The sequence below is a fragment of the Micromonospora sp. WMMD882 genome (genome assembly GCF_027497255.1).
Classification (GTDB): Bacteria; Actinomycetota; Actinomycetes; order Mycobacteriales; family Micromonosporaceae; genus Micromonospora.
This window is the reverse complement of the sequence record NZ_CP114903.1, coordinates 987,907-1,012,949: the sequence shown is the minus strand read 5'-3', so window position 1 is coordinate 1,012,949 and position 25,043 is coordinate 987,907. Positions and strand designations below refer to the sequence as shown.

Annotated in this window: 24 protein-coding genes; 3 read left to right on the top strand and 21 right to left on the bottom strand. The window is 73.4% G+C overall.

Annotated elements, in window-relative coordinates:
* Nucleotides 1–64: 64 nt before the first annotated feature.
* The 10 genes from O7606_RS03785 to O7606_RS03740 form a co-directional block, all read right to left on the bottom strand.
* A complete protein-coding gene (locus tag O7606_RS03785; RefSeq protein WP_281597598.1) occupies nucleotides 65–1,687 on the bottom strand; it encodes an FAD-binding protein in 1,623 nt (540 codons plus the stop codon).
* 1 nt (nucleotide 1,688) lies between these two features.
* On the bottom strand, nucleotides 1,689–2,690 hold the full coding sequence (locus O7606_RS03780; RefSeq protein ID WP_281597597.1) for a ketoacyl-ACP synthase III family protein: 1,002 nt from the start codon (nucleotides 2,688–2,690) through the stop codon (nucleotides 1,689–1,691).
* Nucleotides 2,690–3,607: a VOC family protein gene (locus O7606_RS03775; protein ID WP_281597595.1), complete on the bottom strand. Its 918-nt coding sequence runs from the start codon at nucleotides 3,605–3,607 to the stop codon at nucleotides 2,690–2,692. Before O7606_RS03775 ends, O7606_RS03780 begins: the two co-directional genes overlap by 1 nt.
* 12 nt (nucleotides 3,608–3,619) lie before the next feature.
* Nucleotides 3,620–4,405 (bottom strand): SDR family oxidoreductase, encoded by a 786-nt coding sequence (locus O7606_RS03770; protein ID WP_281597594.1) that lies wholly within the window; start codon nucleotides 4,403–4,405, stop codon nucleotides 3,620–3,622.
* A 2-nt stretch (nucleotides 4,406–4,407) separates the two neighbouring features.
* Nucleotides 4,408–5,796 (bottom strand): alcohol dehydrogenase catalytic domain-containing protein, encoded by a 1,389-nt coding sequence (locus O7606_RS03765; protein ID WP_281597592.1) that lies wholly within the window; start codon nucleotides 5,794–5,796, stop codon nucleotides 4,408–4,410.
* Nucleotides 5,793–6,485 carry a cupin domain-containing protein gene (locus O7606_RS03760; protein WP_281597591.1) on the bottom strand — a complete coding sequence of 231 codons (693 nt, stop codon included), beginning with the start codon at nucleotides 6,483–6,485 and terminating at the stop codon, nucleotides 5,793–5,795. Before O7606_RS03760 ends, O7606_RS03765 begins: the two co-directional genes overlap by 4 nt.
* A complete protein-coding gene (locus O7606_RS03755) occupies nucleotides 6,478–7,680 on the bottom strand; it encodes a sedoheptulose 7-phosphate cyclase (protein WP_281597590.1) in 1,203 nt (400 codons plus the stop codon). Before O7606_RS03755 ends, O7606_RS03760 begins: the two co-directional genes overlap by 8 nt.
* Nucleotides 7,681–7,936: 256 nt before the next feature.
* Complete coding sequence (locus tag O7606_RS03750) at nucleotides 7,937–9,121, bottom strand: MFS transporter (protein WP_281597589.1); 1,185 nt, start codon at nucleotides 9,119–9,121, stop codon at nucleotides 7,937–7,939.
* 9 nt (nucleotides 9,122–9,130) lie between these two features.
* Nucleotides 9,131–10,000, bottom strand: coding sequence for an NADP-dependent oxidoreductase (locus tag O7606_RS03745; RefSeq protein ID WP_281597588.1), 870 nt, complete (start codon nucleotides 9,998–10,000; stop codon nucleotides 9,131–9,133).
* Between the two features lie 3 nt (nucleotides 10,001–10,003).
* The gene (locus tag O7606_RS03740) at nucleotides 10,004–10,759 is read right to left on the bottom strand and encodes an alpha/beta hydrolase (protein WP_281597587.1); all 756 of its coding nucleotides are present in this window, start codon (nucleotides 10,757–10,759) and stop codon (nucleotides 10,004–10,006) included.
* Between the two features lie 63 nt (nucleotides 10,760–10,822).
* Between O7606_RS03740 and O7606_RS03735 the strand changes: the two genes are divergently transcribed.
* The gene (locus tag O7606_RS03735) at nucleotides 10,823–11,197 is read left to right on the top strand and encodes a MerR family transcriptional regulator (protein WP_281597586.1); all 375 of its coding nucleotides are present in this window, start codon (nucleotides 10,823–10,825) and stop codon (nucleotides 11,195–11,197) included.
* Between the two features lie 343 nt (nucleotides 11,198–11,540).
* Here O7606_RS03735 and O7606_RS03730 read toward each other — a convergent pair whose 3' ends face one another.
* A complete protein-coding gene (locus O7606_RS03730) occupies nucleotides 11,541–12,218 on the bottom strand; it encodes a hypothetical protein (RefSeq protein ID WP_281597585.1) in 678 nt (225 codons plus the stop codon).
* 222 nt (nucleotides 12,219–12,440) lie between these two features.
* On the opposite strand from O7606_RS03730, the gene O7606_RS03725 reads away from it, so the two are divergent.
* Nucleotides 12,441–14,096 (top strand): LLM class flavin-dependent oxidoreductase, encoded by a 1,656-nt coding sequence (locus tag O7606_RS03725; RefSeq protein ID WP_281597584.1) that lies wholly within the window; start codon nucleotides 12,441–12,443, stop codon nucleotides 14,094–14,096.
* Here the strand turns inward: O7606_RS03725 and O7606_RS03720 are convergent.
* The 3 genes from O7606_RS03720 to eda all read right to left on the bottom strand — a co-directional run bounded on the left by O7606_RS03720 (nucleotide 14,045) and on the right by eda (nucleotide 16,548).
* On the bottom strand, nucleotides 14,045–14,647 hold the full coding sequence (locus O7606_RS03720) for an adenylate kinase (RefSeq protein ID WP_281597583.1): 603 nt from the start codon (nucleotides 14,645–14,647) through the stop codon (nucleotides 14,045–14,047). The genes O7606_RS03725 and O7606_RS03720 overlap by 52 nt on opposite strands.
* A 67-nt stretch (nucleotides 14,648–14,714) precedes the next feature.
* A complete protein-coding gene (locus O7606_RS03715; protein WP_281597582.1) occupies nucleotides 14,715–15,818 on the bottom strand; it encodes a sugar kinase in 1,104 nt (367 codons plus the stop codon).
* 67 nt (nucleotides 15,819–15,885) lie between these two features.
* Complete coding sequence (gene eda / locus O7606_RS03710; protein WP_281597581.1) at nucleotides 15,886–16,548, bottom strand: bifunctional 4-hydroxy-2-oxoglutarate aldolase/2-dehydro-3-deoxy-phosphogluconate aldolase; 663 nt, start codon at nucleotides 16,546–16,548, stop codon at nucleotides 15,886–15,888.
* Nucleotides 16,549–16,602: 54 nt separating this feature from the next.
* Between eda and O7606_RS03705 the strand changes: the two genes are divergently transcribed.
* A complete protein-coding gene (locus tag O7606_RS03705) occupies nucleotides 16,603–17,379 on the top strand; it encodes an IclR family transcriptional regulator (protein ID WP_281597580.1) in 777 nt (258 codons plus the stop codon).
* Nucleotides 17,380–17,445: 66 nt separating this feature from the next.
* Here O7606_RS03705 and O7606_RS03700 read toward each other — a convergent pair whose 3' ends face one another.
* The 7 genes from O7606_RS03700 to O7606_RS03670 all read right to left on the bottom strand — a co-directional run bounded on the left by O7606_RS03700 (nucleotide 17,446) and on the right by O7606_RS03670 (nucleotide 25,022).
* Nucleotides 17,446–18,951 carry a hypothetical protein gene (locus O7606_RS03700; RefSeq protein ID WP_281597579.1) on the bottom strand — a complete coding sequence of 502 codons (1,506 nt, stop codon included), beginning with the start codon at nucleotides 18,949–18,951 and terminating at the stop codon, nucleotides 17,446–17,448.
* Nucleotides 18,952–19,133: 182 nt separating this feature from the next.
* Entirely contained in the window at nucleotides 19,134–19,835 is a 702-nt protein-coding gene (locus O7606_RS03695) for a hypothetical protein (protein ID WP_281597578.1), read from the bottom strand.
* Complete coding sequence (locus tag O7606_RS03690; protein ID WP_281597577.1) at nucleotides 19,823–20,791, bottom strand: NAD-dependent epimerase/dehydratase family protein; 969 nt, start codon at nucleotides 20,789–20,791, stop codon at nucleotides 19,823–19,825. The genes O7606_RS03695 and O7606_RS03690 overlap by 13 nt, the downstream gene beginning before the upstream one ends.
* Entirely contained in the window at nucleotides 20,788–22,131 is a 1,344-nt protein-coding gene (locus tag O7606_RS03685) for a nucleotide sugar dehydrogenase (RefSeq protein ID WP_281597576.1), read from the bottom strand. The genes O7606_RS03690 and O7606_RS03685 overlap by 4 nt, the downstream gene beginning before the upstream one ends.
* Nucleotides 22,132–22,222: 91 nt before the next feature.
* Nucleotides 22,223–23,332, bottom strand: a complete 1,110-nt coding sequence (locus O7606_RS03680) for an endo alpha-1,4 polygalactosaminidase (RefSeq protein WP_281597575.1) — start codon at nucleotides 23,330–23,332, stop codon at nucleotides 22,223–22,225.
* Nucleotides 23,329–24,225 (bottom strand): NAD(P)-dependent oxidoreductase, encoded by an 897-nt coding sequence (locus O7606_RS03675; RefSeq protein WP_281597574.1) that lies wholly within the window; start codon nucleotides 24,223–24,225, stop codon nucleotides 23,329–23,331. The genes O7606_RS03680 and O7606_RS03675 overlap by 4 nt, the downstream gene beginning before the upstream one ends.
* Complete coding sequence (locus tag O7606_RS03670) at nucleotides 24,222–25,022, bottom strand: sugar phosphate nucleotidyltransferase (RefSeq protein ID WP_281597573.1); 801 nt, start codon at nucleotides 25,020–25,022, stop codon at nucleotides 24,222–24,224. The genes O7606_RS03675 and O7606_RS03670 overlap by 4 nt, the downstream gene beginning before the upstream one ends.
* Nucleotides 25,023–25,043 lie beyond the last annotated feature (21 nt).

The window sequence follows — 25,043 nt, the reverse complement described above, 5'->3', positions numbered from 1 at the left end:
GGCAAATCCTAAGGAGTCTTAACTGTTCTCGTCAATGACATCCGTCGATGAAGAGTCCCGGGGCTCAGGGCAACTGGATCGACTGGGCGTGCCGGAACACGTTCGTCGGGTCCCAACGCGCCTTGGCCCGCTGCAACCGGGGGTAGCCACCCTTGTAGTACAGGGCGTGCCAGGGCGTCCCGGAGCGGTTCAGCGTACGGTCGCCGAGGTCCACGTCCGCGTAGTTGACGAAGCAGCCGTCGTTGACCTGGTTCGGCGCCGGCACCCCGCCGGTCTCGGCGTAGACGTCCCGGTAGAAGTCCCGCACCCAGCTCAGGTGCTGCTCGTCCTCCGCCGGGTCGCTCCAGAAGTTGAGGTACTGCGCCTTCAGGATCGAATCCCGCTGGGGCACGGCCGTGGCGTCGGACGCCACCGCGTTGACCTGCCCGCCGTAGCCGGCCAGCAGCAGCAACGCCGCCCCGTTGCGGTACCCGTCGGTCAGGTGCCGGTGGATCGCCGCGACCTGCGTCGGCGTGAACGACCGGCGCAGGTAGGCCGACTTGTCCTTGAACCGCAGCGTCGGGTCGATGCCGGCGAAGCCCGGCCAGCCGGTGGCGTGCAGCCAGTTCACCTGGCGGCGCTCGGTGACGGTCATCCCGCCCACCCCGGCGTCGATCTCGGCGAGGAACGGCGAGAGCAGGCTCGCCGCGCCCGCGTCGACCTGGGCGACCAGCACCACGTTGCCCCCGCTGCGGTGGAACAGCTTGAGCTGGCTGAACAGCCTGGTGGCCGGCGAGCCGGGCGCGGAGTTGCGCTCGTGCCAGCGGCCGAAGTTCGTCACCAGCCGGGCGAACGTCTCCTCGGTCAACGACGACCAGGACCACGAGGCGTTCACCAGGACCACCTCGGCCGGCGGACGGGGCAGCAGACCGGCCGGGTCGCTGCCGGTCGCGTTCGGCGAACGCAGCCAGTACCGCGTCACGATGCCGAAGTTGCCGCCGCCCCCACCGGTGTGCGCCCACCACAGCTCCCGGTTCGGGTCGCCCGGCTCCCGCGTCGCGACCACCGCCCGGGCGGTCCCGGCGCGGTCGACCGTGACGACCTCGACGCCGTACAGGTGGTCGACGGTCAGCCCGAACAGCCGGGACAGCGCCCCGTAGCCGCCGCCGACGATGTGGCCGCCCGCCCCCACCGACGGGCAGGACCCGCCGGGGATCGTCACGCCCCAGAACTTGTAGAGCCGCTCGTACACCTCGGACAGCATCGCGCCCGGCTCGATCACGAACGCGCGCCGCCCGGGGTCGTAGTCCACCCGGTTCATCTCCGACAGGTCGACGATCACCTTGACCTCGGGGTTCGACACGAACCCCTCGTAGCAGTGACCGCCGCTGCGCACCGAGATCCGCTTGCCGGCGTCGACGGCGGCCTGCACCGCCGCCACGACCTGGGCGGTCGTGCGGGCCAGCACCACACGCTCGGGCTGCCCCACCCACCGGGCGTTGGTGCCCCGCACCAGGTCGCCGTACCGGTGGTCGTCCGGTCCGACCACCACCGCGGTCGGCTCGGTCGAAGCCGCCGCCGTCGCTCCGGGCGACGCCGCCGGCGCCGCCGTGACCGGCGCGGACGGCACCGCCGCCGCCGCGCCCACTGCCGCCATCCCGCCGATCAGACCCCGACGGGACAGTCGTCCCCCCCAGTTGGAAGTCACGTCACTCCTTCTCCACTACCGCGCACGTCCAGGTGAATCCGGCCCCGACGCCGACCAGCAGGACGCGTCGGCCCGCGGTGAGGGCGTCGGAGTCGAGCAGGTGGGCGAGCCCGGCGAACTGGTCGCCGGAGCCAAGGTGGCCGATGTCCAGTCCCCACTCCAGCAGGGTCTGCTCCGCGCGCAGACCGATGGGACGCAGACACTGCTTGGCGCTGAGGTCCGCGCCGAAGAACGGCGCCACCACCGTCGCCATGTCGTCGATGCTGGCCTCGGCGTCCTCCAGGCACCGCTTGATCGCGGTGAGCATGCCCGCCTCGTTGCGGGCCGTCACCTCGTTGACCGGCATGGTCTCCAGGAACCGCCGCTTGCGGTCCAGCAGGTCCACCGGACCGGCCTGGTGGAACCCGGCGGCGAACGGCGCGCGGTGCAGCCCCTCCAGCTCCGGCGCGGCGTACGACGCGGTGGCCACCAGCCGCAGGGGCCCGGGCCGGCGGCTGAGCACCACGGCGGTGCCGGCGTCACCGAACACCAACCCCCGGTCGGTACGCCAGCGCGGGAAACCCGGCTCGCAGAAGCGGTCCCCGGTGGTCAGCAGCGCCGCGCCCAGGGTGGGCCGCGCGGCGAGCTGCCCGGCCGCCACGTCCAGGGCGCACATGCCGCCGTTGGACATCTGGCGCAGCTCGAACGCGGTGGCGTCGCCGTGACCGAGCACGTGGTGCTGCACGTACGCGCCGGCGTTCCAGAACTCCACGCCCTGGAAGTAGCAGCTCGCGTGGATCACCAGACCCACGTCGGCCGGCGGGAGGCCGCTGGCCCGCAGCGCGGCCCGGCCGGCGGCCACCCCGAGGTCCGGGCCGGACGAGTCGGCCACCGCGACGGCCCGTTGCCGGGTCCGGTCGGCCTCCGCCGCGTCGTACCAGCCGGCCGCCACCGCCTCGGCGACGGTGACCTGCCGCTCGACGACCACCGAGGCGGCGTTGAGGTAGAGGTCCGTCCAGCGCATCAGTCGGTCGTCCACTCCGGGGCGGGGCCGAACCGGCGCGCGCTGGTGAACTGCTCGTACGGCATGCCCGGCGGCATGTTCAGCACCTCCAGTTGGAAGCCGTCGGGGGCGGTGAAGTAGAACCAGCGGTCGCCGTGGATCGGGCCGCCGTCGGCGATGAGCTGCACGTCGCCGAGCACCCGGAAGCCGGGCAGACCCCGCAGGTACGCGGCCGCCGCGTCCACGTCCTCGGCGTGGAACGCCAGGTGGTGCCCGCCGGCGTCGCTGTTGCGCGGTCGCCGCGTGCGCGCCCCCGGCGCGCACTGCCGCAGCTCCAGGTTCGTCACCGGGCCGAGCCGCAGCAGCGCCGCGTCCGGGTCCCGCCGCAGCAGCCGGGCCCCGAGGTGCCCGGTGAAGTAGCCGACGCTGGCGTCGAGGTCGGCGACGGTGTACCGGACCTGGCTGACGTTCCACGAGCCGCCGGGCCGGAACAGGCCGTCGATCTCCGGGGCGAGCCGCGCCTCGAACGCCATGCCCCAGGGCGAGGCGAAGAAGAGCGAGTCCCCGCGGCGGCTGGCGGCGACGCCGTGCCGGGCGAGGTGGTCCGCCGCGTCGTCCAGGGAGGCCACGTCGAAGACGATGTGGTACCCGCCGACGTCGGTGCTCGCCGGCGGCACGGTCCGTTGGTCCGGCGCGGTGTACTCGAACAGCTCCAGGTTGGTCACCTCACCCAGCCGGAGCAGACTGATCTGGGCGCTGGCCCGGGGGTGCACGTCGAGCTGCACGGCCATCCAGTCGCTGTCCGGCTCCTGGACCGGGCCCAGCCGGTACAGCACCTGCGCGCCGAGGACCTCGGTGAAGAACTTGTCGGCCTGGTCGAGGTCGGGGACCGTGTAGGCGAGGTGGTCGACGTTGCGGGCGGTGGGGATACCAGGCATCGCTGCTCCTCCTCAGAACTGGCCCGCCCGCTGGGCGTTGGCCTCGGCGGCGGTGAGCCCGAGCCCACCGTCGATGATCACGGAGCTTCCGGTGGTGTAGCCGGCCGCCGGGGACGCGAGGTGCGCGACCAGCGCCGCGACCTCGGCCGGGCGGCCCGGTCGGCCGGCCGGGATGGCGGGCCGGTGGATGTCGGCGGCGTCCACGCCGTCGGGGACGCCGTTCATCGGGGTGGCCGTCTCGCCGGGGGCCACCGCGTTGACCGTGATGCCGGCGCCGGCGAGCTCCAGCGCCATCACCTTGGTGAGCATGCCGAGCCCGGCCTTGCTCACGCAGTACGTCGACCCGCCGCTGATCGGGTAGTGCTCGTGACAACTGGTGACGTTGATGATCCGGCCGCCGCGGCCCTGCGCGAGCATCCGCTGGGCGGCCAGCTTCGCCAGCACGAACGGGCTGGTGAGGTTGACCTCCAACACCCGCCGCCAGTCCTCGACCGTCTCGTCGACCGCCTCGGCCCGCCGGTTCACCCCGGCGTTGTTGACCAGCACGTCGATCCCGCCGAAGGTGTCGACGGCCGCGGCGAACTGTTCGGCGGCCAGCTCCGGCTCGGTCAGGTCCAGGCCCACCAGTCCGGTACGCACCCCGTGTTCGGCGGCGATCCGGTCGGCGAGCCCCTTCGCGGCGACGGCGTTCACGCCGTAACCCAGCAGGACGTCGTGGCCGGCCGCGCCGAGCGCTTTGGCGATCTCCGCGCCGATGCCCGAGCTGGCGCCGGTGACGACGGCGATGGAACGGAACATGTCTACTCCCCCACGTGCAGAGCTACTTTGGGATATCTACGATCGGCGTTCTCCAGCTCGGCGAACGCCCTGGCCACGTCGGCCAACGGGAACGGGTCGGTGATCATGCCGGCCGCGGTCAGCACGCCACCGGCGAACAGGGCCAGCGCCCGCTCGTAGTGGTCCAGGCCGTGCCGGATGCCGTGCACGCTGATGCCGCGCAGCACCAGGTCGGCGGCGTCCACCCGGTCGACCGGCGCGGCCGGCACCCCGATGGCGCAGACCCGGCCGCCGATGTCGGCCAACCGCAGCGCCTCGGCGAACGCCGGGGCCGCGCCGGACGCCTCGACCACCACGTCGTAGCCGCCCGACGGCGCCTCCCCGGGCCGGAAGGCGCGTCGTGCGCCGTACGCCCGGGCCAGCTCCAGGCCGCCGTCGGCCACGCCCACCACGTCCACCACCCCGGCGGTACGCGCGGCGAGCTGCACCGCCAGCAGCCCGATCGTGCCGGTGCCGAGCACCAGCACCCGGTCACCGGGCGTGACGTGGGCCCGGTCGAAGCCGGCCAGGACCGTCACCGTCGGCTCGACCAGCGCCGCGGCCCGGTCGTCGACCTCGTGCGGGACCAGGGTGAGCTCGTGGGCCGGCATGCTGACGTACTCGGCCGCCGCGCCCTGCTGGCCGTAGAGGCCGACCTCCCGCAGCGACGCGCAGCCGTTGCGTACGCCACGCTGGCAGGAGCGGCACCGCCCGCACGGCAGCATGGTGTGCCCGACCACCCGGTCACCCAGCTTGATCCTCGGGTTCGCGCCGTCCGCCACCGCCACCACCCGGCCGACCCACTCGTGGCCGAACACGTGCGGCAGCGTCGTACGGCCGTCGCGGACGTAGGTGGCCGTGCCGTGCAGCAGCTCCAGGTCCGTGCCGCAGAGCCCGACCACGAGCGGCGCGACGAGCACCTGCCCCGGCCGGGTGGCCGGGATCGGGGCGTCGACCACGGACACCTCGTGCCGCCCCAGGATCGCCGCCGCCCGCATCGTGCCGACCGGCCAGTCGGGCAGTTGCGGCACCCGGGCCGGCAACGCGCCGCTGACCTCGGCCGGCATAGTCCGCACCACGAGCAGTTCGAGTCCGTCGTCGGGGGCGGCGGTGAGGACGACCCGACGGTCGTGCGGGGCGAGCACGACGGCGCCCGGGGCCAGCGCGCGGTCGTCGGCCCGGCCGGAGCCGGAGACCACGTACAGCAGCTCCTCGACCGCGTCGGCGGGGTCGTGCACCAGCTCCGTGCCGGGGCCCAGCCGGAGCTGGTCGAACGACTCGGTCTCGCTGTGCAGCATCCCGCGCCGGGCCAGGCAGCGCCAGGTCTCGGAGTCGCCCACCCGGCCCGGGACGTCGTGGTGGTTGACGATCACCGCTGGCTCCTCGACCGGGGCACGGTCAGCTCCACGTGGAAGAACTCCAGCCCGTCCGGGCCGGCGGAGACCTGCGCGCCGGTGCCCAGCGGCAGGGTCACCGCGACCCCGGGGCGCAGCTCGACGGTCTCGGCCTTGCCCGAGCCGGCGAGCACGAAGATCGCGTGCTCCACGCCGACGGCGTGCAGCGGGAGCTCGGTGTCGGCGGCCATCGTCCGCACCGCGACCCGGCGCAGCGGCCCGGTGAAGAACGCGGTGGTGTCCAGCTCACCCGCCGCCCTCAGGTCGTGGATGTGTGCGTTCACCTTCTCCTCCAGGGGGCTCACGGGGTGCGGGACCCGCACCTCGACGGTGATCCAGTCCAGGTCGGTGGCGCCGGTGTTGCGCAGACCGTGGATGGTGCCCAGGCCGGTCAGCACCACCGATCCGGCGGCGACGCGGTGACCGACGCCGTCGAGCGACATCTCGCCCTCGCCCGCCACCACGTAGTAGATCTCCTCGGTCCGGGTGTGCCGGTGCTCGCCGGACAACCCGCCCGGCGGCACCCGGGCCAGCTCCACCGCCTCCCAGTCGCCGCGCAGGTGGCGGCGGCTGGCCAGGCACTTCCAGTGGCTCATGCCGGTGGCGCCGTGGACGCCGAAGATGTCGGTGACGCCTTCGACGTCCGTGACGACGATCTGGTCAGACATGACGGGCGACGCCGATCGCGCGCTGCGCCTCGACCGCCGCGGCGATCTCCTCGGCGGTGACGTCGTTGACGAACGTGACGCCGCCGATGCCCACCGGCAGCGGCAGCCGCTGCATGCCGTCGCGGTGCCGGACGGTGTCCTGCAACGCCTTCATCAGCAGGTCCGGGCAGAGGCGTGGGTCCCAGCTCGGCAGCTCCAGCCGACGCATGACCTCGAAGACCCGGTCGCGTTCCGCCTCGGTCATCAGGCCGCGCCGGGTGGCCATGACGGTGGTGAGCGCCATGTCCACGCAGACCGCCTCGCCGTGCAGCAGCGCGGGGAGGGCGTGCATCTCGACGGTCGGGCTGAAGGTGTGTCCGTAGTCGACACACCGCTCCAGGGTGGCCTCCCACAGGTTGGGCTGGAGCTCCTCCAGCATCCCGTGGATGGCGCGGCGCAGCACGATGTCGCCGGCGCGGTTGACGCCCTGGAACTTGTTGGCCAGCAGGTCGGCGCCGTGCTCCTCGAGCAGCTCGAACAGCCGCACGTCCTTGATCAGGGCGATCTTCAGGATCTCGGCGAGGCCGTTGCCGATGTGCCGGCGGTCCACCGTGCCGAGGAACGACCGGTCCAGCAGGGTCAGGTCGGCCGGGAAGTAGGTGCCCAGCCGGTTCTTGTGGCCGTTGAAGTTCACCCCGGTCTTCGCGCCGACACCGGCGTCGACCAGGCCGATCAGCGTGGTGGGGACCCGGACGAACGGGGTGCCCCGCCGGTAGAGGCTGCCCACCAGGCCGACGATGTCCATCAGCACGCCGCCGCCGAAGACGATGATGGGCTCGGTCCGCCGGTTGATGCCGAAGGCGTCGATCTCCCGCACGATCCGGGCGGCGGTCTCGAAGTCCTTGACCGTCTCGTCGGCCGGCACGACCGACAGCGCGCACTCGGCGCCGTGCTGGTCGAAGTACTCGCGGATCCGGTCCCCGTGCAGCAGGTCGACCTTGCTGTCCACCACCACGAACCGACGTTGCCGACCCTCGGTCCGGCCGCCGAAGTCGATGAGGTCCCGGTGACGCGGGTCGAGCACGTCGTCCACGAACCGGATCTCGTAGCTGACCGGCTTCTGCGTCCGGACCACCCAGGAGTCCACCTGCTCGCTGTAGACGTAGAGCCCGTTTTCGGACCGTACGACCCCCCGGTCCGCCAAGTTGATTGACATGATTCACCCCCGGTCTCGATTGACTGACAGAACAGTCAGAACCTCGAACCCGAACGGGACTGGCCTCTACGTTCGGGCGAGCTAGCTAATATTGACATGCCACGATGCGCTTAACAACACCCTGTGCATTGCCTCACAGCTTTTCGCAGATCACATCCAAGATGCACGGGAAAGCTTGGGCAAGCCCACCGCAGCAGACCCACCCAAGCTTTCCCACCGAAGGCTACAACCAGGTTAAACAGATCAACGAGGAACGTTAAACGAGCTGGTGTTCCCGACTGACGGTCGACGTATCCCGCGCTCGCGCCACGATCAATTCCCGGATAGCGACCAGCACACTGACCACCACCGCCGCGGCGCCCACCAGAACCACCGCCCGGTAGCCGAGCCCGGCGTCGATCACCCGACCCCCGAGCCACGCCCCGCCTCCGATTCCGATATTGAAGGCGGAGATGTTCACGGCGAGCGCCAAGGTCGGCGCCCGCGCGCCCGCAGCCGTCATGATGCGGGCCTGCAGGGCCGGAATGATCGAGAAATAGCTGGCCCCGAACAGCAGCACCGCCACCGCCGCCAGCGGGCGCACCGGCGCCACCACCGCCAGGAACAGCAGGGACAGCGTCAGCGCCGCCACCGTCGACACCAGGGCCGGCAGCACCGCCCGGTCGACGAGACGACCGCCGACGAGATTGCCGACAATCGACCCGCCGCCGAACACGAACAACAGCGTGGTGAGCGCAACCGGCCCGAAACCACCGACCTCAGTGAGTAATGGCGCGATAAAGGTGTAGGCCGCGAAAGCACCCGCGCTGGCGAAAACGGTCATCGTGACGGCGGACCACACCCGCCGATCCCGCAGCACCGCCAGCTCACCGACCGCGCCCGCACTCGACGGACCCGGCACCGCCGGCACGAATCCGAACACCAGCAGCGCCGAAACCACACTCATCAGCAGGACCGCCCAGAATGTGGAGCGCCAGCCGAACTCCTGCCCGAGCACCGTCCCGATCGGCACGCCGACGACGGTCGCCAGATTGAGACCGAGCGCGACCCTGGCCACCGCCGAACCCTGCCGACCGGCGCCGACCAGACCATTGGCGATCACGATGCACACCGCGAACATCGTGCAGTGCGCGAGCGCGGAAACCACGCGTCCCGCCAGCAACACCGCATAATCGTCGGCGACCGCCGCGATCAGATTACCCGCCACGAAAACGGCGATCAGGCCGAGCACCAGCGACTTGCGCGGTATCCGCCCGGTCAGCAGGGTGACGAGCGGACCGCCCACCACGACGGTCAGGGCGTAGCCGGACACGAGCAGCCCGACCGCGGGCACCGAGACCCCCAGGTCCCCCGCGATCTGCGGCAGGATCCCGGCGATCACCGACTCGGCGGTGCCGACACTGAACACACACAGCATCAACGCGAACAGGGGAAGCGGCATGACCGGTCCTCAGGGAGTGAGCAGCAGTTTGCCCCGACTGCCACCGGCGGCGAGCCGGGCGTGGGCGACCGGGGCCTCGGCGAGGTCGAAGACCCCGCCGACCCGGATCGTGAGCGCGCCCTCGTCGACGAGCTTGCTGAGCTGCGCGAGCCGGATGCCGTCCTGCTCGACGAAGGACATCCGCACCTCGATGCCGCGCTCGGCGACCGGCGCGGCGGTCGGCACGATCGACACCGCCCGACCGCCGTCCCGGACCCCCTGGATCGCCCCGGGCAGACCCGCGGTGTCGATCCACCCGTCGGCCGCGCCGGCCGGGACCGCGCTGACCGTCCCGGCGTCACCGGGACGGCCGTGCGCGATCACCTCCAGACCACGCGTGCGGGCCAACTCCACCACGAAGCCGCCCACCGAGCCGGCCGCCCCGGTCACCAGGAGCGTCCGGCCCGCCGGCAGGTCCAGCACGTCCAGGGCCTGCTCGGCGGTCAGACCGGCCAGCGGCAGCGCCGCCGCGTGCGCCAGCGGCACGCTGCGGGGCGCCGGGGCGACCAGCGCCGCGTCCAGGGCGACCAGCTCGGCGTACGTGCCGACACCGGTGGCCATCTGCGCCGACATCGCCACCACCGGGTCACCCGGCGCGAACGCCGAGACTCCGGCGCCCACCTGGACGACCGTGCCGGCCAGGTCCCAGCCGAGGATCATCGGGAACGGCACGCGGACGTGCGCCGCGTGCTCGCCGGAGCGCACCTGCAGGTCCACCGGGTTCACCGCGGCCGCGGCGACCCGGACCAGGAGCTGCCCCGGACCGGCCGTGGGCTCCGGCTGATCCGCCACCCGCAGCAGCGTCGGATCGCCGTACTCGTGCAGCAGCACCGCCCGCATCGCTCAGAACCCCTTCAACGCGGGCCGGATCGCGTCGGCCAGGGCGTCGGGGTCGGCCACGTGCGCGACGTGCCCCTGACCGGGCAGCACCACCAGCCTCGCGTCGGCGATGCCGTCGACCAGCGCCCGGGCGGCCCGCCCGAACACCAGCTCCTCGCGGTCGCTGCGCTCGCCGACGATCACCCAGGTGGGCGCCGTGACCTTCGCCAGCAACGACGGGTCGTAGGCCAGCCGGTCCAGCGCGGAGAGCTCGGCGTAGGTGCTGTCGATCAGCTCCAGCATCCCGGCCCAGCCGGCCGGGTCACCGGTCCGGAAGCCCTCCACGTCCTCCGGGTACTCACCGACGACCCGGGTGAGCACGGTGGCGAACGCGGTGTCGCGGTCCCCGGCCTTCAGCGCCGCGCGCATCACGTCCAGCCCGTCCCCGGTGACCGGGCCGTCGACCGGGACCGTGGGGTCGTACAGCACGAGGCCCGCCAGGTCGTCCCGCTCGGCGGCGGCGAGCAGGGCGATCATGCCGCCGTAGCTGTGCCCGATCAGGACCGGCTCCGGGCCGGCCTGGTCGAGCACCCGGTGCAGATCCGCCACCTCGGTGGCGAGTTCGTAGTCGTCACCGATCGGGACGCTCTCTCCGCGACCCCGACGATTCGGGACGAGCGTGCGACCGGGCAGCCGGTTGGCAACCTCGGCCCAGTGGTCGGCGACAGTTTGTACGCCATGGGTGATGACGGCCGTACGGCCAGTACCGTAGCTTTTCATAGGGCGAACGTAAGCCTTGACAGTAGTGTGAAGGTCAAGCGGCTTTGTGTGAGGAGGATTGCCATGCTCATCGGCGAGCTGTCGGAACGCACCGGCGTCAGCACCAGACTGCTTCGGTACTACGAACAGCAGGGGCTGCTCCAGTCCGTACGCACCGCGAACGGGTACCGCCACTACGCCCCGGAGGACATCGAGAAGGTCCGCCGGATCCGGGCCCTGCTCAACGTGGGTCTCCCCCTGCGCACCGTGGAGCTGCTGCTGCCGTGTGTGGTCGACGCCACTCCCCGCGTCGACCCGTGCAGGAACCTGGTCGCGACGCTGCGCCAGGAGGTCGACCGCCTCGACGAGGCGTCCGCCGAGATCGACCGTTGTCGCTCCCTGATCCTGGACATCCTGCACCGCTCGGGCGCCAACGAACTGGTCGGCGCCGCCCGGTAACCGACCGGGCGCCGTTCGCCCCGCGCGCCGGCAGGCACCCACGGTGGGTCGCCTGCCGGCGCGTCGGACTTCCGGGCGCAAAACCCGCGCCCACCCGTCTCCGCCATCGTCCGGCCCGAACTCGGGGAAAACGGTTTCGCTCGCCGAACCCACCATTGGAAAGCGTCCGGGAACGTCCGCTTCGCCGCACCGGCAACACTTATCCCGTCCGCCTGAAGCGCCGGATCTTCGGCGAGGGACCGACGGGTTGACACAACGGACGCGGCTGTCGCCCGTTCCTTTCCGAGATCCGTTCCGCTACGAGATCCAGAGAAATGCGCGGACGGCCGGCGTGACGGCCCGGTCAGGCGGGCGCCGGGCCGTTGTCGACGAGCCGGAACGCGTCGGTCGGCGGGGCGTCGCCGAGCTCCTCCAGGATCAGACCGTCACGGGCCGAGTTCCGCAGGAACGCCGAGCTGTTGCTGATCACGTAGGTCCGCTCGGCGTCACCGGCGGCTGGGGCGATGTCGAACTGCTGGCGCGGGTCGTCCTCGGCGCAGGTGGCGGCCCGGACCGAGAGCGGTCCGCCGCCGCCCGGATTGACCACCTGCCAGCAGACCGGCCGCCCACCGGCACGTTGGTAAGCCTTGATCAGGAACTTCCCGCCGGCCTGCGGGGTGGGCACGAACAACTGCCGCCCCCGGTCGTCGTCGACCTCGGCCAGCCGGCCCTCGTCGGTCATGGACAGCCCCGACTCGAACGCGTCCACCCGGACGATCGTGACCTGGCGGTCGCCGGAGAGCACCGGGGGCGCCGAGCCCGTCGACGTGGAGGACGGGCCGCCCGTCGGGCCGGTCGGGGTCGCCTGCGGCGAACCGGTCGGCGTGCTCCCCGTCGCGGACGACGCCGGGGCGCTCGTCGTGGCCGGCTGCGTCGTCGTCGCCGACGGCCCCGTCGCGTCCGGGGACGACGCGGCGCAGGCGCCCGCCGTGAGGGTCAGCGCCGCCAGACCCGTTCCGGCCCACCAGCCACGCATCGACATGCCGTCCTCCCTCGCCGTCGCACGCCCGGCCCGGGTCCTCGTTCCGTGCCGCGCCCCTGGTCTGCCTACCCAGGGCCCGGGGTCGGCCAAACGGGGGGACCCGGACACGCCACCCCGAACGGGACGACCCGTCGGCCGCGTCGGGACAGACGTCGGCCGCGTCGGGGCGGGCACGCGTCACGGCTATCGTTGGCACCCCCAACCAGCCTCGGAGGTTCCGTCGTGGCCGACTACGGGCATGACCTGTCGTTCGGAACGTTCCTCACCCCCCGTGCCGACGCGCCGACCGACGTCGTCGCCCTCGCCCAGCTCACCGAGCAGGTCGGGCTGGATCTGGTCACCGTGCAGGACCATCCGTACCAGCCGGCCTTCCTCGACGCGTGGACGCTGCTGTCGGTCGTCGCCGCCAGCACCGAACGGGTCCGGGTCTCGCCCAACGTCGCCAACCTGCCGCTGCGCCCGCCGGCCGTGCTCGCCCGCTCGGCCGCCAGCCTCGACCTGCTCACCGGCGGCCGGGTCGAGCTGGGCCTCGGGGCCGGCGCGTTCTGGGACGCGATCGTCGCCAACGGTGGTCCACGCCGTACCCCGGCGGAGTCGGTGGTGGCGCTGGACGAGGCGATCAGGGTGATCCGGGCGATCTGGGGCCGGTCCGGCCGTGGGGCGCGGGTCGAGGGCGACCACTACCGGGTCACCGGCGCGAAGGTCGGCCCGCTGCCGGCCCACGACATCGGCATCTGGGTGGGCGCCTACAAGCCCCGGATGCTGCGGCTGGTCGGCCGCGCGGCGGACGGCTGGCTGCCCAGCCTCGGTTACCTCGACCTCGACCACCTGGCCGGCATGAACGAGACCATCGACGCGGCGGCGGTCCGGGCCGGGCGGTCACCCGGGGACGTACGTCGTCTCCTCAACGTCGACGGCACCTTCGGTCCCGGCGGCGCCGGCCCGCTCACCGGCGCGCCGGACGACTGGGCGCGGCGGCTCGCCGACCTCACGCTCACGCACGGCGTCAGCACGTTCATCCTGGCCAGCGACGACCCGTCCGACATCCGGCTCTTCGGCGTCGAGGTCGCGCCCCGGGTCCGCGAGCTGGTCGACGCCGCCCGCGCGGGCGCGGCGGCCACGTCGGGCCCGACGGCGCCCCCGGGCCCGACCGCCGGACCGACAGGGGCCACGAACCCGAACGGGAGCACGGACCGGTCAGCGGCGGGCGGTGGCCCGGCCCCGGCCGAGCCGACGCCCGGGCGCGGCGGCGGGGACTTCTCGGTGCCGCGGGAGATCCCCGGCCTCGGCGTGACGCCCACTCCCGACGACGGGAAGCGGCACAGCGACACCGCCGTCTGGGACGAGAGCACCCGGCCGACCGGGCCCGCCCCGGAGGCCGGACGCCGGTACTCCGCGCGGGAACGGGCCCAGGGCCAGCACCTGATCGACGTGCACGACCACCTGCGCCAGGAGCTCGCCCAGGTGCGGGACCTGGTGGACCAGGTGGCGGCGGGCGCGCTCGACGTGGCCGCCGCCCGCTCGCACATCAACGCGATGACCCTGCGGCAGAACAACTGGACGCTCGGCGCGTACTGCGAGTCCTACTGCCGGCTGGTCACCACGCACCACACCATCGAGGACGTCTCGATGCTCCCGCACCTGCGTCGGCGTGACCCCCGTCTCGGCCCGGTCACCACCCGCCTCGAAGAGGAACACAGGATCATCCACCTGGTGGTCGAGCAGGTCGACCGGGCCCTGGTGGCGCTGGTCGGCGGGGCGGGCGACCTGTCCGGTCTGCGCGCCGCGGTGGACGCGCTCACCGACGCGCTGCTGTCCCACCTGTCCTACGAGGAGCGTGAGCTGGTCGAGCCCCTGGCCCGTCTCGGTCTCGGCTGACCGGGCCGGCCGGAACGGGACGCCGGCGGGGGCAGGTCGGCCAGCCAGCGCTCCGCCTCCGCCGGTGACCGGAACAGCAGCACCGGCGGCCCGGACGGGTCGGTTTGCCAGGTCCGCATCCGTCGTCGGGCCCGGCCGAAGGCGGCGACGTGCCACAGCAGGATCGAGTCGCGGGACAGCACGCTGCCCAGCGACTCACGGTTGCCGTTGCAGATCTCCTCCCGGCTGACCAGCCGGACGAGGGTCCGGCGCAGCAGCCGCCAGAAGGAGAGCCAGCGCGGGTAGTCCAGGCCGATCACCAGGTCGGCCCGGGCCAGCGGCACCTCCCGCCACCCGTGGTACGCCCCGTCGAGGATCCAGCGGTCGCGTCGGCAGATCGCCTCGATCCGGCGGCGCTGCTCGGGCGCCGGCACCTCCACCCAGCCGGGTTGCCAGAGCAGGTCGTCGACCGGGTACCAGGGCAGCCGGAGGCGTTCGGCCAGCCGCGCCGCGAGGGTGGACTTGCCGGCGCCGTACACCGCGTAGACCAGGATGCGCGACGGTGCGCTCATCGCGGCATCGTAGAGCGCCCCGTCCCGTCCCGCATCCCGTCACCGGCGACCGGCCGAGGGGCGCCGGTCAGCGCTGCACGCGGGCGGAGGCGCCCCGGACGAGCGCGTCGACCTCCTTGCGGCTGGCCATCGAGGTGTCGCCGGGCGTGGTCATGGCCAGGGCGCCGTGCGCCGCGCCGTACTCGACGGCGGTGGCCAGGTCACCGAACTCCAGCAGCCCGAAGATCAGGCCCGAGGCGAAGCTGTCGCCGCCACCGACCCGGTCGAGGATCTCCAGCCCCGGGCGGTGGGTGGCCTGGACGAACCCGGATCCGGCGGACCAGGCGATGGCGCCCCAGTCGTTGACGGTCGCGGTCCGGACGGTCCGCAGCGTCGTGGCGACCACCCGGAAGTTGTCGTACTCCTGGACGACCGACTGGATCATCCGCTGGAAGTTCGCCGCTTCCAGCTCGGTGAGGCTCTCGTCGGTGTCGGGCACCGGGAAGCCGAGGCTGGCGGTGAAGTCCTCCTCGTTGCCGATCATGACGTCGACGTACCGGGCGAGCCGCCGGTTGACCTCCTGGGCGCGGGTCTGGCCGCCGATCGCCTTCCACAGGCTGGGCCGGTAGTTCAGGTCGTACGACACGAGGGTGCCGTGCCGGCGGGCGGCGACCATGGCCGCCTCGATGGTGTCCGGGGTGGTCTCCGACAGCGCGGCGTAGATGCCGCCGGTGTGCAGCCACCGCACCCCGAGCTCGCCGAAGAGGTGGTCCCAGTCGACGTCGTCCGGCCGGAGCTGACCGGCGGCGGTGTGGCCCCGGTCGGAGGTGCCCACCGCCCCGCGGAGCCCGAAGCCCCGTTCGGTGAAGTTGAGCCCGTTGCGGACGGCGCGGCCGATCCCGTCGTAGGGCGTCCACCGCACCAGCGACGTGTCCACGCCGCCCTGGAGGACCAGGTCCTCCAGCAGCCGGCCCACCTCGTTGTCGGCGAAGGCGGTGACCACCGCGGTGCGCAACCCGAAGCAGCGGCGTAGGCCACGGGCGACGTTGTACTCACCGCCGCCCTCCCAGACCCGGAAGTTGCGGGCGGTGCGCACCCGGCCCTCCCCCGGGTCGAGGCGCAGCATGATCTCACCGAGGGACACGAGGTCGTAACGGCACTGGTCGGCCGGGCGCGGATCGAGCGGGGACATGGCTCCTCATCCAGTTCGGTCGTGGGGACGGATCAGCCGGCCGGTCGGGCGCCGGCGGTCGGCACGGTCAGGCGGCGGGCGTGCCGGCGGCGGCCACGGCGGCGGCGGTCAGCCGGGTGACCTCGCTCCACCGGCCCGCGGCGATCAACGGCGGGGCGACCATCCAGGTGCCGCCGACCGCGAGCACCGCGGGGTGCGCGAGGTAGTCGGCGAGGTTGCCGGCGTTGATCCCGCCGGTGGGAACGAACCGGACCCCCCGGTACGGCGCGGACAGCGCCTTGATCATGGCGAGGCCGCCCAGTTGCTCGGCCGGGAAGAACTTGACGGTGTCCAGCCCGGCGTCGAGCGCCATCTGGATCTCGGTGGCGGTGGCGACGCCCGGGAAGACGGGGATGCCCAGCGCCCGGCAGTGCGTGACGACCCGGGGCCCGAAGCCGGGGCTGACCACGAACCGGGCCCCCGCCTCGACCGCCCGGTCCACCTGCTCCGTGGTCAGCACCGTGCCGGCCCCGACGACCACGTCGGGCCGCTCGGCCATGATCCGGATCGCGTCGGCGGCGGCGTCGGTGCGGAAGGTCACCTCGACGCTGCGGAGCCCGCCCTCGACCAGCGCGGCGGCCAGCGGAGCAGCGTCCCGGGCCTGGTCGAGGACGACGACGGGCAGGATCCGGGCGTCGGCGAGGGTCGCGTGGACGTCCGGAAGCTGTTCGGCATTCTGAATGCTGGTCACATATGTGACCCTACCCGGACGACGGCCGCTGTCAACCCGACTAGAGTGGCGGCCATGACGACGGGCGAGGCGTTCCAGCCAGTGAAGTCCGCCGGCCGCGCCCTCGACGTGCTGGAGGCGTTGGCCGGCTCCCCGGCCCGCCGCTCGCTGGTCGACCTGGCCCGCGCGCTCGGCATCCCGAAGAGCAGCCTGCACGGCATCCTGCGCACGATGATCCAGCGCGGCTGGGTGGAGGCGGACGCCACCGGCACCCGCTTCGGCCTCGGGGTGCGCGCCCTGCAGGTCGGCGCCGCCTACCTGCGCACCGACGACGCGATGGGCCTGCTCGCCGGGGTGCTCGACGAGCTGTCCCACCAGTTCGGCGAGACCGTCCACCTCGGCCGACTGGACGGCGCCCACGTGGTCTACCTGGCCAAACGGGAGTCGGTGCACCCGCTGCGGCTCTACAGCGCGATCGGCCGGCACCTGCCGGCCCACGCCACGGCGCTGGGCAAGGCGCTGCTCGCCGAACGCCCCGACGAGGTGGTCGACCGGCTGTTGAGCTGGCCGCTGCCGGCGCTCACCGGGCACACCGTCACCGACCCGGACCGGCTGCACGACGACCTGGCGACGGTCCGGAGCCGCGGCTACGCGGTCGACCGGGAGGAGAACACCGAGGGGATCGTCTGCTTCGCGATGGCCGTGCCGTTGCAGACGCCCGCCGTGGACGCGATCAGCCTCTCCGTGCCGACCTCACGGCTCGACCCGCGGTTGGAGGACCGGATCGTCGTCGCCCTGCGCGCCGCCGTCGACCAGGCCCACGCCGCCCGCACCCTGCTGCCGGCGGTCTGAGGCGCCGGCCGCGCCCGGTCCGGCCGCGACCGCGCGGCCGGACCCGGGACGTGGCCGCGCGGCAGGTCACGGCGGCGGCAGGAACGTGGCCCGGACGGTGACCCGAGGGCTGGGCGCCGACTCGTGGCCGGCGGCGTTCACCGCGACCACGACGTACTCGTGGGTGGTCGCCGCGCCCACCGGCAGGGTCAGCGAGGTGCCGGCGGACCCGCCGACGACGTCCGCTCCCTCGTACACCCGGTAGCCGACCACCGGCTCGCCGGCCGGCCCGGCAGACCAGCTCAGCGTCACCTGGGTGGTGGTGGTCCCGTCCGGGACGTTGCCGGAGACGACGAGCGAGCCGGGCGCCGGTGGACGGGCCGTCGGACCGCCCGGGGTGCTCACGTCGACGGATGGGCCGCGCGGGCTCTCGCCGCAGCCCTGGGCGAGGGCGGCCACCACCCGGTACGCGTGCGACGACGCGGAGCGCAACCCGGTCAACGCCACCTCCGGGTAGCGGGTGGTCGCCACCGGGGTCTCCCCGTCGAGCACCGTGTACGCGTCGGCGGCGGCGTCGAGGGTCCAGGCCAGCCGCACCGAGGACGGGGACGCCGAGAGCACCGTCGGCGTGGCGGGTCGGGGCGGCGCGGCCAGGCAGGTCGCGGTCGCCGTGGTCACGGCCGGAGCGTGCGCGGACTCGTTGCCGACGGCGTCCAGGGCGGCGACGGTGAACCGGTGCCGGGTGGCGTGGTACAGCCGGTCCACCCGGGTCGCCGTGCCGGTGGTCGTGGCGACCAGGGTCGCGCCGTCGTAGACCGCGTAGCGGGCCGGGGGCGGGCCGGTCGGGGCGGACCAGGTCAGATCGACGGTGCTGTCGGTGCGGCCGGTCACGGCGAGACCGGTGGGGGCCGCCGGGCGGGCCGGGGCGCCCGGCGCGGTGGTGACCGTCCGCGACCCGACGAGGACGAGCCCGCCCGGCTGGCACCGGTTCTGGCGGTAGAGGGCCACCTGGTGGACGGCGCCGGGCGTCAACCCGCCGACCCGGACGCCGGTGGCGGAGGTCCAGCCGAGGCTGCTGCCGTCGACCCGTACCTCCAGGTCGGCGCCGAGCGGATGCCGGGTCCAGGTCAGGCCGACGGCCGACGCGGTGACCTCGGTGACCGTGACGGACACCCCGGGGTCCGGCAGGCACTCGGGGTTGACGCCGGACAGCCAGGACCGGCCGGTCACCGCGGCGGACCGGGGCGACTCCTGGCCCCAGCGGTCGACCGCGGCGACCGTGTAGGTGTGCGACGAGCCGAACGGCACCTCCAGGTAGGCGCTGGTGGTGCTGGCCCGGGCGACCACCTCGGCGCTCTCGTACACCCGGAAGGAGACCGCCGGCGAGCCGGCCCGCGGTTGTTCCCAGGCCAGCGAGATGCCGGTGCCGGTGGTGCTGGCCCAGAGGGCGGTGGGCGTGGCGGGTCCGCCGGCCCGGACCACCGCCGCGGGGGCGGGCGGCGCGGCGACGGCGGGGGCGGGGGCGAGCAGTGGGACGGCGGTGGCGACGGTGGCGAGAAGGACGGCGCTCCGGCGGCCGGGCGGTGGACTCACGGAGGATCCCCTTAAGATCTGCGGACGTCGATATGACAATCGAATCCGCGCCGGGAGCCGCTGTCAATCGCCTCCGGCCGGCGACCGCGAGCCGACCGGAGGTCCGCCACGACCCGCCGGGGCGGACCGGTCGGCGGGTCGCCCCGCACGTCCCGGCCCGCCCCGGCGGGCGGCGCAGCCGGTCAGGTACGCGACAGGGCGCGGTCGCTGACGAAGGACTGGAGCCCGAACTGACGGGCCCGACGCGCCGCGAAGTCGGTCAGCCCCGGGCTGTCGGCATAGTCCAGGCTGTACAGGTCCAGCTCCAGGTGCAGCAGTTGCTCGGCGATCTGGGCGTTGAACTCCAACGCGTCCGCCGGCCAGGGGGCGTAGCCCTCCTCCGTCCACCGCGCCGTGAACGACTCGAAGACGATGCCGTCGACCAGCTCGGCCAGCCGGGGCAGCAGACCGAAGCCCCGGTTGGCCAGCAGGTACGCCGGTTGCGCCTCCTCCCGTACCGCGCCGACCAGGGTCAGCAGGTGCGGCAGGTCCTCGGGGTAGGTCAGCTCCACGTTCAGCGTGTCCAGGAAGAGCCCGGCGAAGCCGCGGGCGATCGCCGCCTTGGCCGCCGCGACCACGTGCGCCACCCACAGCGGGTGTCCCACCTGGACGAACGCGCCGCCCCAGTCCGGGTTGCGCTCCTGACGCTGCCAGGGCGCCGGCGGGCCGGTGTCCTCCGACAACGACAGGTAACCGAGGGTCTGCACGCCCTGGTCGGCTAGGTACCGCAGCTCGGCGGGCGGGTAGAAGTCCGGTTGCAGGACCACCCGCAGGTACCCGGTGAGGTCGTCGAGCCGCCCGTCGCCGTAGTAGAAGCAGATCGGGCGACGGCTCACCGCGTCCACACGTGCTCCCGGTACCAGGCGAAGGTGGTCCGTACCCCCTCCTCCAGGCTGACCGTCGGCTCGTAGCCGGTCAGCTCCCGCAACCGGGACAGGTCGGGGCAGCGGCGACCGACCGAACCGGACGGCGCCGGCTCCGGCGCGATCTCCGCGCTCACCCCGGCCACCCGCAGCACCAGCTTGGCCAGGTCACCGATGTTGGTCTCCTCGCGGTCGTTGCCGATGTGCACGATCTGACCGGTGGCGCCCGGGGCGGCCATCAGTCGCAGCATCGCCTCGACGGCGTCGTCCACGTGGCAGAACGCCCGGTACTGGTCGGCCCCGGGGACGGGGAACGGGTCGGCGCCGCGCAGGGCGCGCAGCGACATCTCCGGGACGACGTGGTCGAGGCCCATCCGTGGCCCGTACACGTTGTGGAACCGGCCGACCACGGTCTCGAAGCCCCCGGCGCGGGCGGTGTGCAGGAACGCCGCCTCGCCGAGCAGTTTGCTGGCCGCGTACGCGAACCGGGGCGCGGTGATGTCGGAGATCATGGTCGGCACGGTCTCCGGGGTCGGCACCGGCACCACCCCGGCGGTCACTCCCCCGGCGTAGACCTCGCTGGTGGAGGCGAAGAAGACCCGTTCGCCGGGCGCCACCCAGTCGAGCAGCCGCAGGGCGACCAGGGTGTTGATCCGGACCACCCGGGCCGGGTCCTGCTCCACGTTGCGGACCCCGACCACGGCGGCGAGCAGGTAGATCTGGTCCCAGCCGGACGGCAGGGCCGCCCAGACGGTCGGTGCGGTCAGGTCACCGGAGATCACCTCCACCGCCGGGTCGGCGCGGAGCCGGTCGAGGTCGGCGTCGTCCCGGCCGCGCGAGAAGTCGTCCACGATCGTCACCTGGTGCCCGTCGGCGACCAGGCGGCGGGCGAGGTGCAGGCCGATGAAGCCGGCCCCGCCGAGCAGCAGCGCCCTCATGCCGACACCACCTCCGGGGTCTCGCCGGCCGCCACGGCGGTCGGGGCGGGCGGCAGGTAGCCCAGGCCGGCGTAGCGGACGCCGGCGGCGCTGACCGCGTCGCCGTCGAGCACCCGCCACGAGTCGTAGACGAACGCCGGCCGGGCCGCGCCGAACGCCTCCGGGACCCGGATCGCCCGGTAGTCCGGGTGGTCGTTGATGATCAGGACGGCGTCCGCCTCGGTGAACGCCTTGTCCAGGCTGACCGGCTCGCCCCCGTACTGCCGGATCACGTCGTCGGTGACCATCGGGTCGTGACCGAGCACGGTCACGCCGGCGGCGGCGAAGACCCGGATCATCGTGGCGATCGGGGTGCCGCGCATGTCGTCGGTGGCCGGCCAGCCCTTGTACGCCCAACCGAGCACCGCCAGCCGCGCGCCGTGGCTGCGTCCCCGCGCCTCGACCAGCATCCGGACCACGGTCTCCCCGACGTGGATCGGCAGGAACTCGTTGAGCTGACGGGCCTTGCCGACCAGGAACGGCCGACGCTCGCCCGCACTGTCGATCATGATGTACGGGTCCTTCGAGAGGCAGCCGCCGCCGACGTACCCGGGCTTGGCGAGGTCCGGGCGGGGGTAGTCGACGTTCGCCGCCCGGATCACCTCCAGCGGGTCCAGGCCGTGCCGCTCGGCGATCAACGCGACCTCGTTGCCGAACGCGTAGATCAGATCGGTGTGGCAGTTGTTGGAGAGCTTGACCAGCTCGGCGGCCTCCAGGCCGGACACCGGCACGATGCTCTGCGCCAACCCCTGGAAGAACTCCACGCCGGCGGCGAGGCTCGCCTCGTCCAGGCCACCGACCACCTGCGGCAGCTCGACCAGCTCACGCAGCGCCTGGCCCTGGATGGTGCGCTCCGGGGCCATCACCAGCCGGACCCGCTCCCCCCAGGCGGCGCGCAGCTCCGGCAGCACCACGTCACGGCTCGCGCCGACCGGCACGGTGCTGCGGACCACGACCAGCGTGTCCGGACGGCAGCTCGCGGCGACCGCGCGGGCGGCGGCGGCCAGGTTCGCCAGGTTCGGCCGGTGCGTGACGTCGTCGACCGGCGTGGACACGCTGATCACCGCCACGTCGACGGTGTCGCGCGGCAGCTCGGCGGCCACGTGGATGGTACGGCCCACACCGGCGGCGAAGATCTCCTCGACGCCCGGCTCGAAGATGTGCGGCCGCCCCCGGGACAGCGACGCCAGCACCGTCGGCGACACGTCCGCGCCGTACACCGTGAAACCCTTGTCGGCGAGGGCGGCGGTGAGTGTGAGACCCACGTAGCCCAGGCCGACGACCCCGATCTTCGTACCCATGGTGGGTGTCCTTTCTTCAATCCAGTGAACGGATCGCACGCGGCGCGGGTCCCGCCGCCCTTGGCGGAACCGACGGCCGTGGCGGGGTGACTCAGTCGCAGGGCGCGGTGAGCCGGTCGAGCTCCCGGACGGTGACCGTCCCGGCGAACCGCTCCGTGCGGTAGCGGCCACAGGCCGTCCGCACGTGGTCGGCCCGCTGCGCGTAGTCGACGGCGAGCACGAACTTGCCCGCGTCGCGCAGCGCCCGGGTGTGCGCGAGGTTCTCCGCGCACCAGTCCCGGGCGCACGGCTGGTCCGTCGCGAGATAGAACAGCTCCTCCATCGCGATGCCGTCGATGGCGGCCGGGTAGCCGGGCTGGGCGCGCAGCTCGGGTGAGTTCTGCGGGACGACCAGGAAGCCGGGTCGGCGGGCCTTGGCGTACCCGCTGATCCGGCCGACCAGGGCGGACATCTCGGCGGCGAGCCGGGCCCGGTCGCGACCGCCGGCGGCGGACAGGGAGATCTCCTCGTACGCCAGGGGCGTGTCCAGGTAGGCCCCGTCGAAGCCGGCCCGCAGCGCCTGGTCCACCCGGGGCCGCACCACCCGGTCCCACCACCGGGGGTCCCAGTAGCGCACGAAGTACTCGCCCGGCCAGTCCGGCCACTCGTTGGCCAGCAGGTCCGGGGCGTCCCGACGCAGCAGCGGGTACTCCGGGCGGAAGTCCTCGATGCTGCCGATCTCGAAGTACGCCAGGACCCGCTTGCCGCCCCGGCGCACGGTCTCGATCTCGGCCCGGGTGAACCAGTCGGTGTGCGCGTCCCGGGCCAGGTCGACCACCGCGAGCTGGTACCGGCCCCGGGACAGCGCGTCGAGCCGGCCGTCGGGGTAGCCCTGGAGCTGGTACGCCCAGTCGGTGATCGTGCCGGGGCGCGGCGGGCCGGCGCGGCGGCCGGGTGCGGTGGCGGCCGGGCCGGTCGGCCGCGCCCCGAGGCCGGCGGTGGCCCCCGGAGCGGACGCGTCGCCGGAGGGACCGGCGCCGGGGCCGGCCGAACCGGCGCCGGTGACCGGCCCGGCGGGCGGGGCGGCGCGGTCCGCCGACGACGTCGACGGGGTCACCGGGTCCGGGTGGCGCAGGACGACCACGCCCACCGCCGTCACCGTCAGCACGGTCACCCCGGCGAGGGAGGCCAGCAGCCACCGTCGCCAGCCCCAGTGGCTCACCGTGCCTCCCCGGCGGCCCAGATGTCCTTGATCGAGGTGGCCAGGTCACGCAGCGGCGTCCAGCCGAGCTCCTGACCGGCCCGGCCGACGTCGGCCCGGATCCACCCGACCGCTGTGGAGCGCTGCGGGCCGACCCCGGCCTCGTGGATCCGGCCACGGTAACCGGCGGTCCCGGCGAGCAGCCCGACCGCCTCCCGGGCGGTGACCGCCCGGCCGCTGCCGGCGTTGAAGACCCGGTGCCGCAGCGCGGGCGCGAGCACCACCGCGACGACGAGCGCCGCGAGGTCCCGGACGTCCACGAAGTCCCGGTACGCCGACAGCGGTCCCAGGGTGATCGCCGCAGCGTCCTCGGCCAGGGCGGCCCGGATCCGGGCCGCCGCCCGACCGAGCAGGTTCTCCTCCGACATGCCCGGCCCGATCGGGTTGAACACCCGCACCGACACGGCGTCGACCTGCCCGGACTCACCGGCGAGCTGGAACAGCCGGGTCCCGGCCAGGTGGCTGACGCCGTACGCGCTCACCGGTCGCGTCGGGTCCGTCTCGGTGACCGAGACGCCGTCCGGCACCACGCCGTACTCGCCGGCCGAGCCGAGCCGGACCAGCCGGGCCTGCGGCGCCGCCGCGCCCACCGCCTCCAGCAGCTTCGCCGCGACCAGGGTGTTCGCCGTGACCAGTTGGGTCGGGGCGCCGGTGAGCGCCCCCACGCAGCAGACCACGGCGTCCGGAGCGGTCCGGCGCAGCAGGTCCGCGAGACCGGTCGGCTCGCCGGCGACCAGATCGTGGGTGGTCCGTCCCGGGCAGAGCACCTCGGTGACCCGAGGGTCGGCGGTCAGCGCGTCCCGCACGTGCCCGCCGATGAAACCGGACGCTCCGAAGAGCAGCACCCGCGTCACGCCCGATCCCCCGCCACCGCGACGCCGTTGCGCTCCCCGACCGCCGCGCGGCCGTCGTGCTCACCGACCACCGCTACCGGGTGACGTTCGCCGGGCAGCAGGATCGGCTTGAGCTGCGCGAAGGTGCGGTTCGCCTCGTCGTAGTCCTCCGGCCGGCCGATGTCCAGCCAGAACCCGTCGAACGGGTACGTCGCCGGGTGTTCCCCCGCCGCGAGCAGATCCAGCACCAGCCGGTCGAACCCGAGGGCCATCCCCGACGGGTACGGCGCGAGCGTCCTGCGGGACATCCCGTAGACACCCATGCTGACCGGGTAACGCAGGGCGGGTTTCTCGCGGAACCCGACGATCCGACCGGCGTCGACGTCGAGCACCCCGAAGTCGATGCGGTGCACCCGCTCGGAGGTCGCCAGGGTCAGCCCGGCGCCGGAGACGGCGTGCGTCCGCAGCAGGTCGGCGTAGTCCAGGTCGGTGAGGACGTCACCGTTCATGACCAGGAAGTCGTCGGGCAGCTCGTCCTTCAGCCCGAACAACGGCCCGACGGTGGACAGCGGTCGTTCCTCCTCGACGTAGTCGATGGTGAGCCCCCAGCGTCGACCGTCCCCGACGAACGCCCGGATCAGCGGGCCGAGGTGGTTGATCGCCAGGGTCACCGAGGTGAAGCCGCGTGAGGCGAGCTGGTCGAGCACGATCTCCAGGATCGAGTGGCTGTCGCCGATGGGCATCAGGGGCTTGGGCAGCGCCGTCGTGTACGGCCGCAACCGCACCCCCTTGCCGCCGGCAAGGATCACCGCGTGCATCGCAGACCTCCCCAGGTCTCA

Excerpts from the sequence above, each read along its gene's own strand:
- O7606_RS03780 (WP_281597597.1), bottom strand. The coding sequence starts at position 2,690 with ATGCGCTGGACGGACCTCTACCTCAACGCCGCCTCGGTGGTCGTCGAG.
- O7606_RS03715 (WP_281597582.1), bottom strand. The coding sequence starts at position 15,818 with ATGTCCCCGCTCGATCCGCGCCCGGCCGACCAGTGCCGTTACGACCTC.
- O7606_RS03705 (WP_281597580.1), top strand. The coding sequence starts at position 16,603 with ATGACGACGGGCGAGGCGTTCCAGCCAGTGAAGTCCGCCGGCCGCGCC.
- O7606_RS03670 (WP_281597573.1), bottom strand. The coding sequence starts at position 25,022 with ATGCACGCGGTGATCCTTGCCGGCGGCAAGGGGGTGCGGTTGCGGCCG.
- O7606_RS03775 (WP_281597595.1), bottom strand. The coding sequence starts at position 3,607 with ATGCCTGGTATCCCCACCGCCCGCAACGTCGACCACCTCGCCTACACG.
- O7606_RS03760 (WP_281597591.1), bottom strand. The coding sequence starts at position 6,485 with ATGTCTGACCAGATCGTCGTCACGGACGTCGAAGGCGTCACCGACATC.
- O7606_RS03755 (WP_281597590.1), bottom strand. The coding sequence starts at position 7,680 with ATGTCAATCAACTTGGCGGACCGGGGGGTCGTACGGTCCGAAAACGGG.
- O7606_RS03770 (WP_281597594.1), bottom strand. The coding sequence starts at position 4,405 with ATGTTCCGTTCCATCGCCGTCGTCACCGGCGCCAGCTCGGGCATCGGC.
- O7606_RS03730 (WP_281597585.1), bottom strand. The coding sequence starts at position 12,218 with ATGTCGATGCGTGGCTGGTGGGCCGGAACGGGTCTGGCGGCGCTGACC.
- O7606_RS03750 (WP_281597589.1), bottom strand. The coding sequence starts at position 9,121 with ATGCCGCTTCCCCTGTTCGCGTTGATGCTGTGTGTGTTCAGTGTCGGC.
- O7606_RS03690 (WP_281597577.1), bottom strand. The coding sequence starts at position 20,791 with ATGAGGGCGCTGCTGCTCGGCGGGGCCGGCTTCATCGGCCTGCACCTC.
- O7606_RS03740 (WP_281597587.1), bottom strand. The coding sequence starts at position 10,759 with ATGAAAAGCTACGGTACTGGCCGTACGGCCGTCATCACCCATGGCGTA.
- O7606_RS03735 (WP_281597586.1), top strand. The coding sequence starts at position 10,823 with ATGCTCATCGGCGAGCTGTCGGAACGCACCGGCGTCAGCACCAGACTG.
- O7606_RS03685 (WP_281597576.1), bottom strand. The coding sequence starts at position 22,131 with ATGGGTACGAAGATCGGGGTCGTCGGCCTGGGCTACGTGGGTCTCACA.
- O7606_RS03745 (WP_281597588.1), bottom strand. The coding sequence starts at position 10,000 with ATGCGGGCGGTGCTGCTGCACGAGTACGGCGATCCGACGCTGCTGCGG.
- O7606_RS03720 (WP_281597583.1), bottom strand. The coding sequence starts at position 14,647 with ATGAGCGCACCGTCGCGCATCCTGGTCTACGCGGTGTACGGCGCCGGC.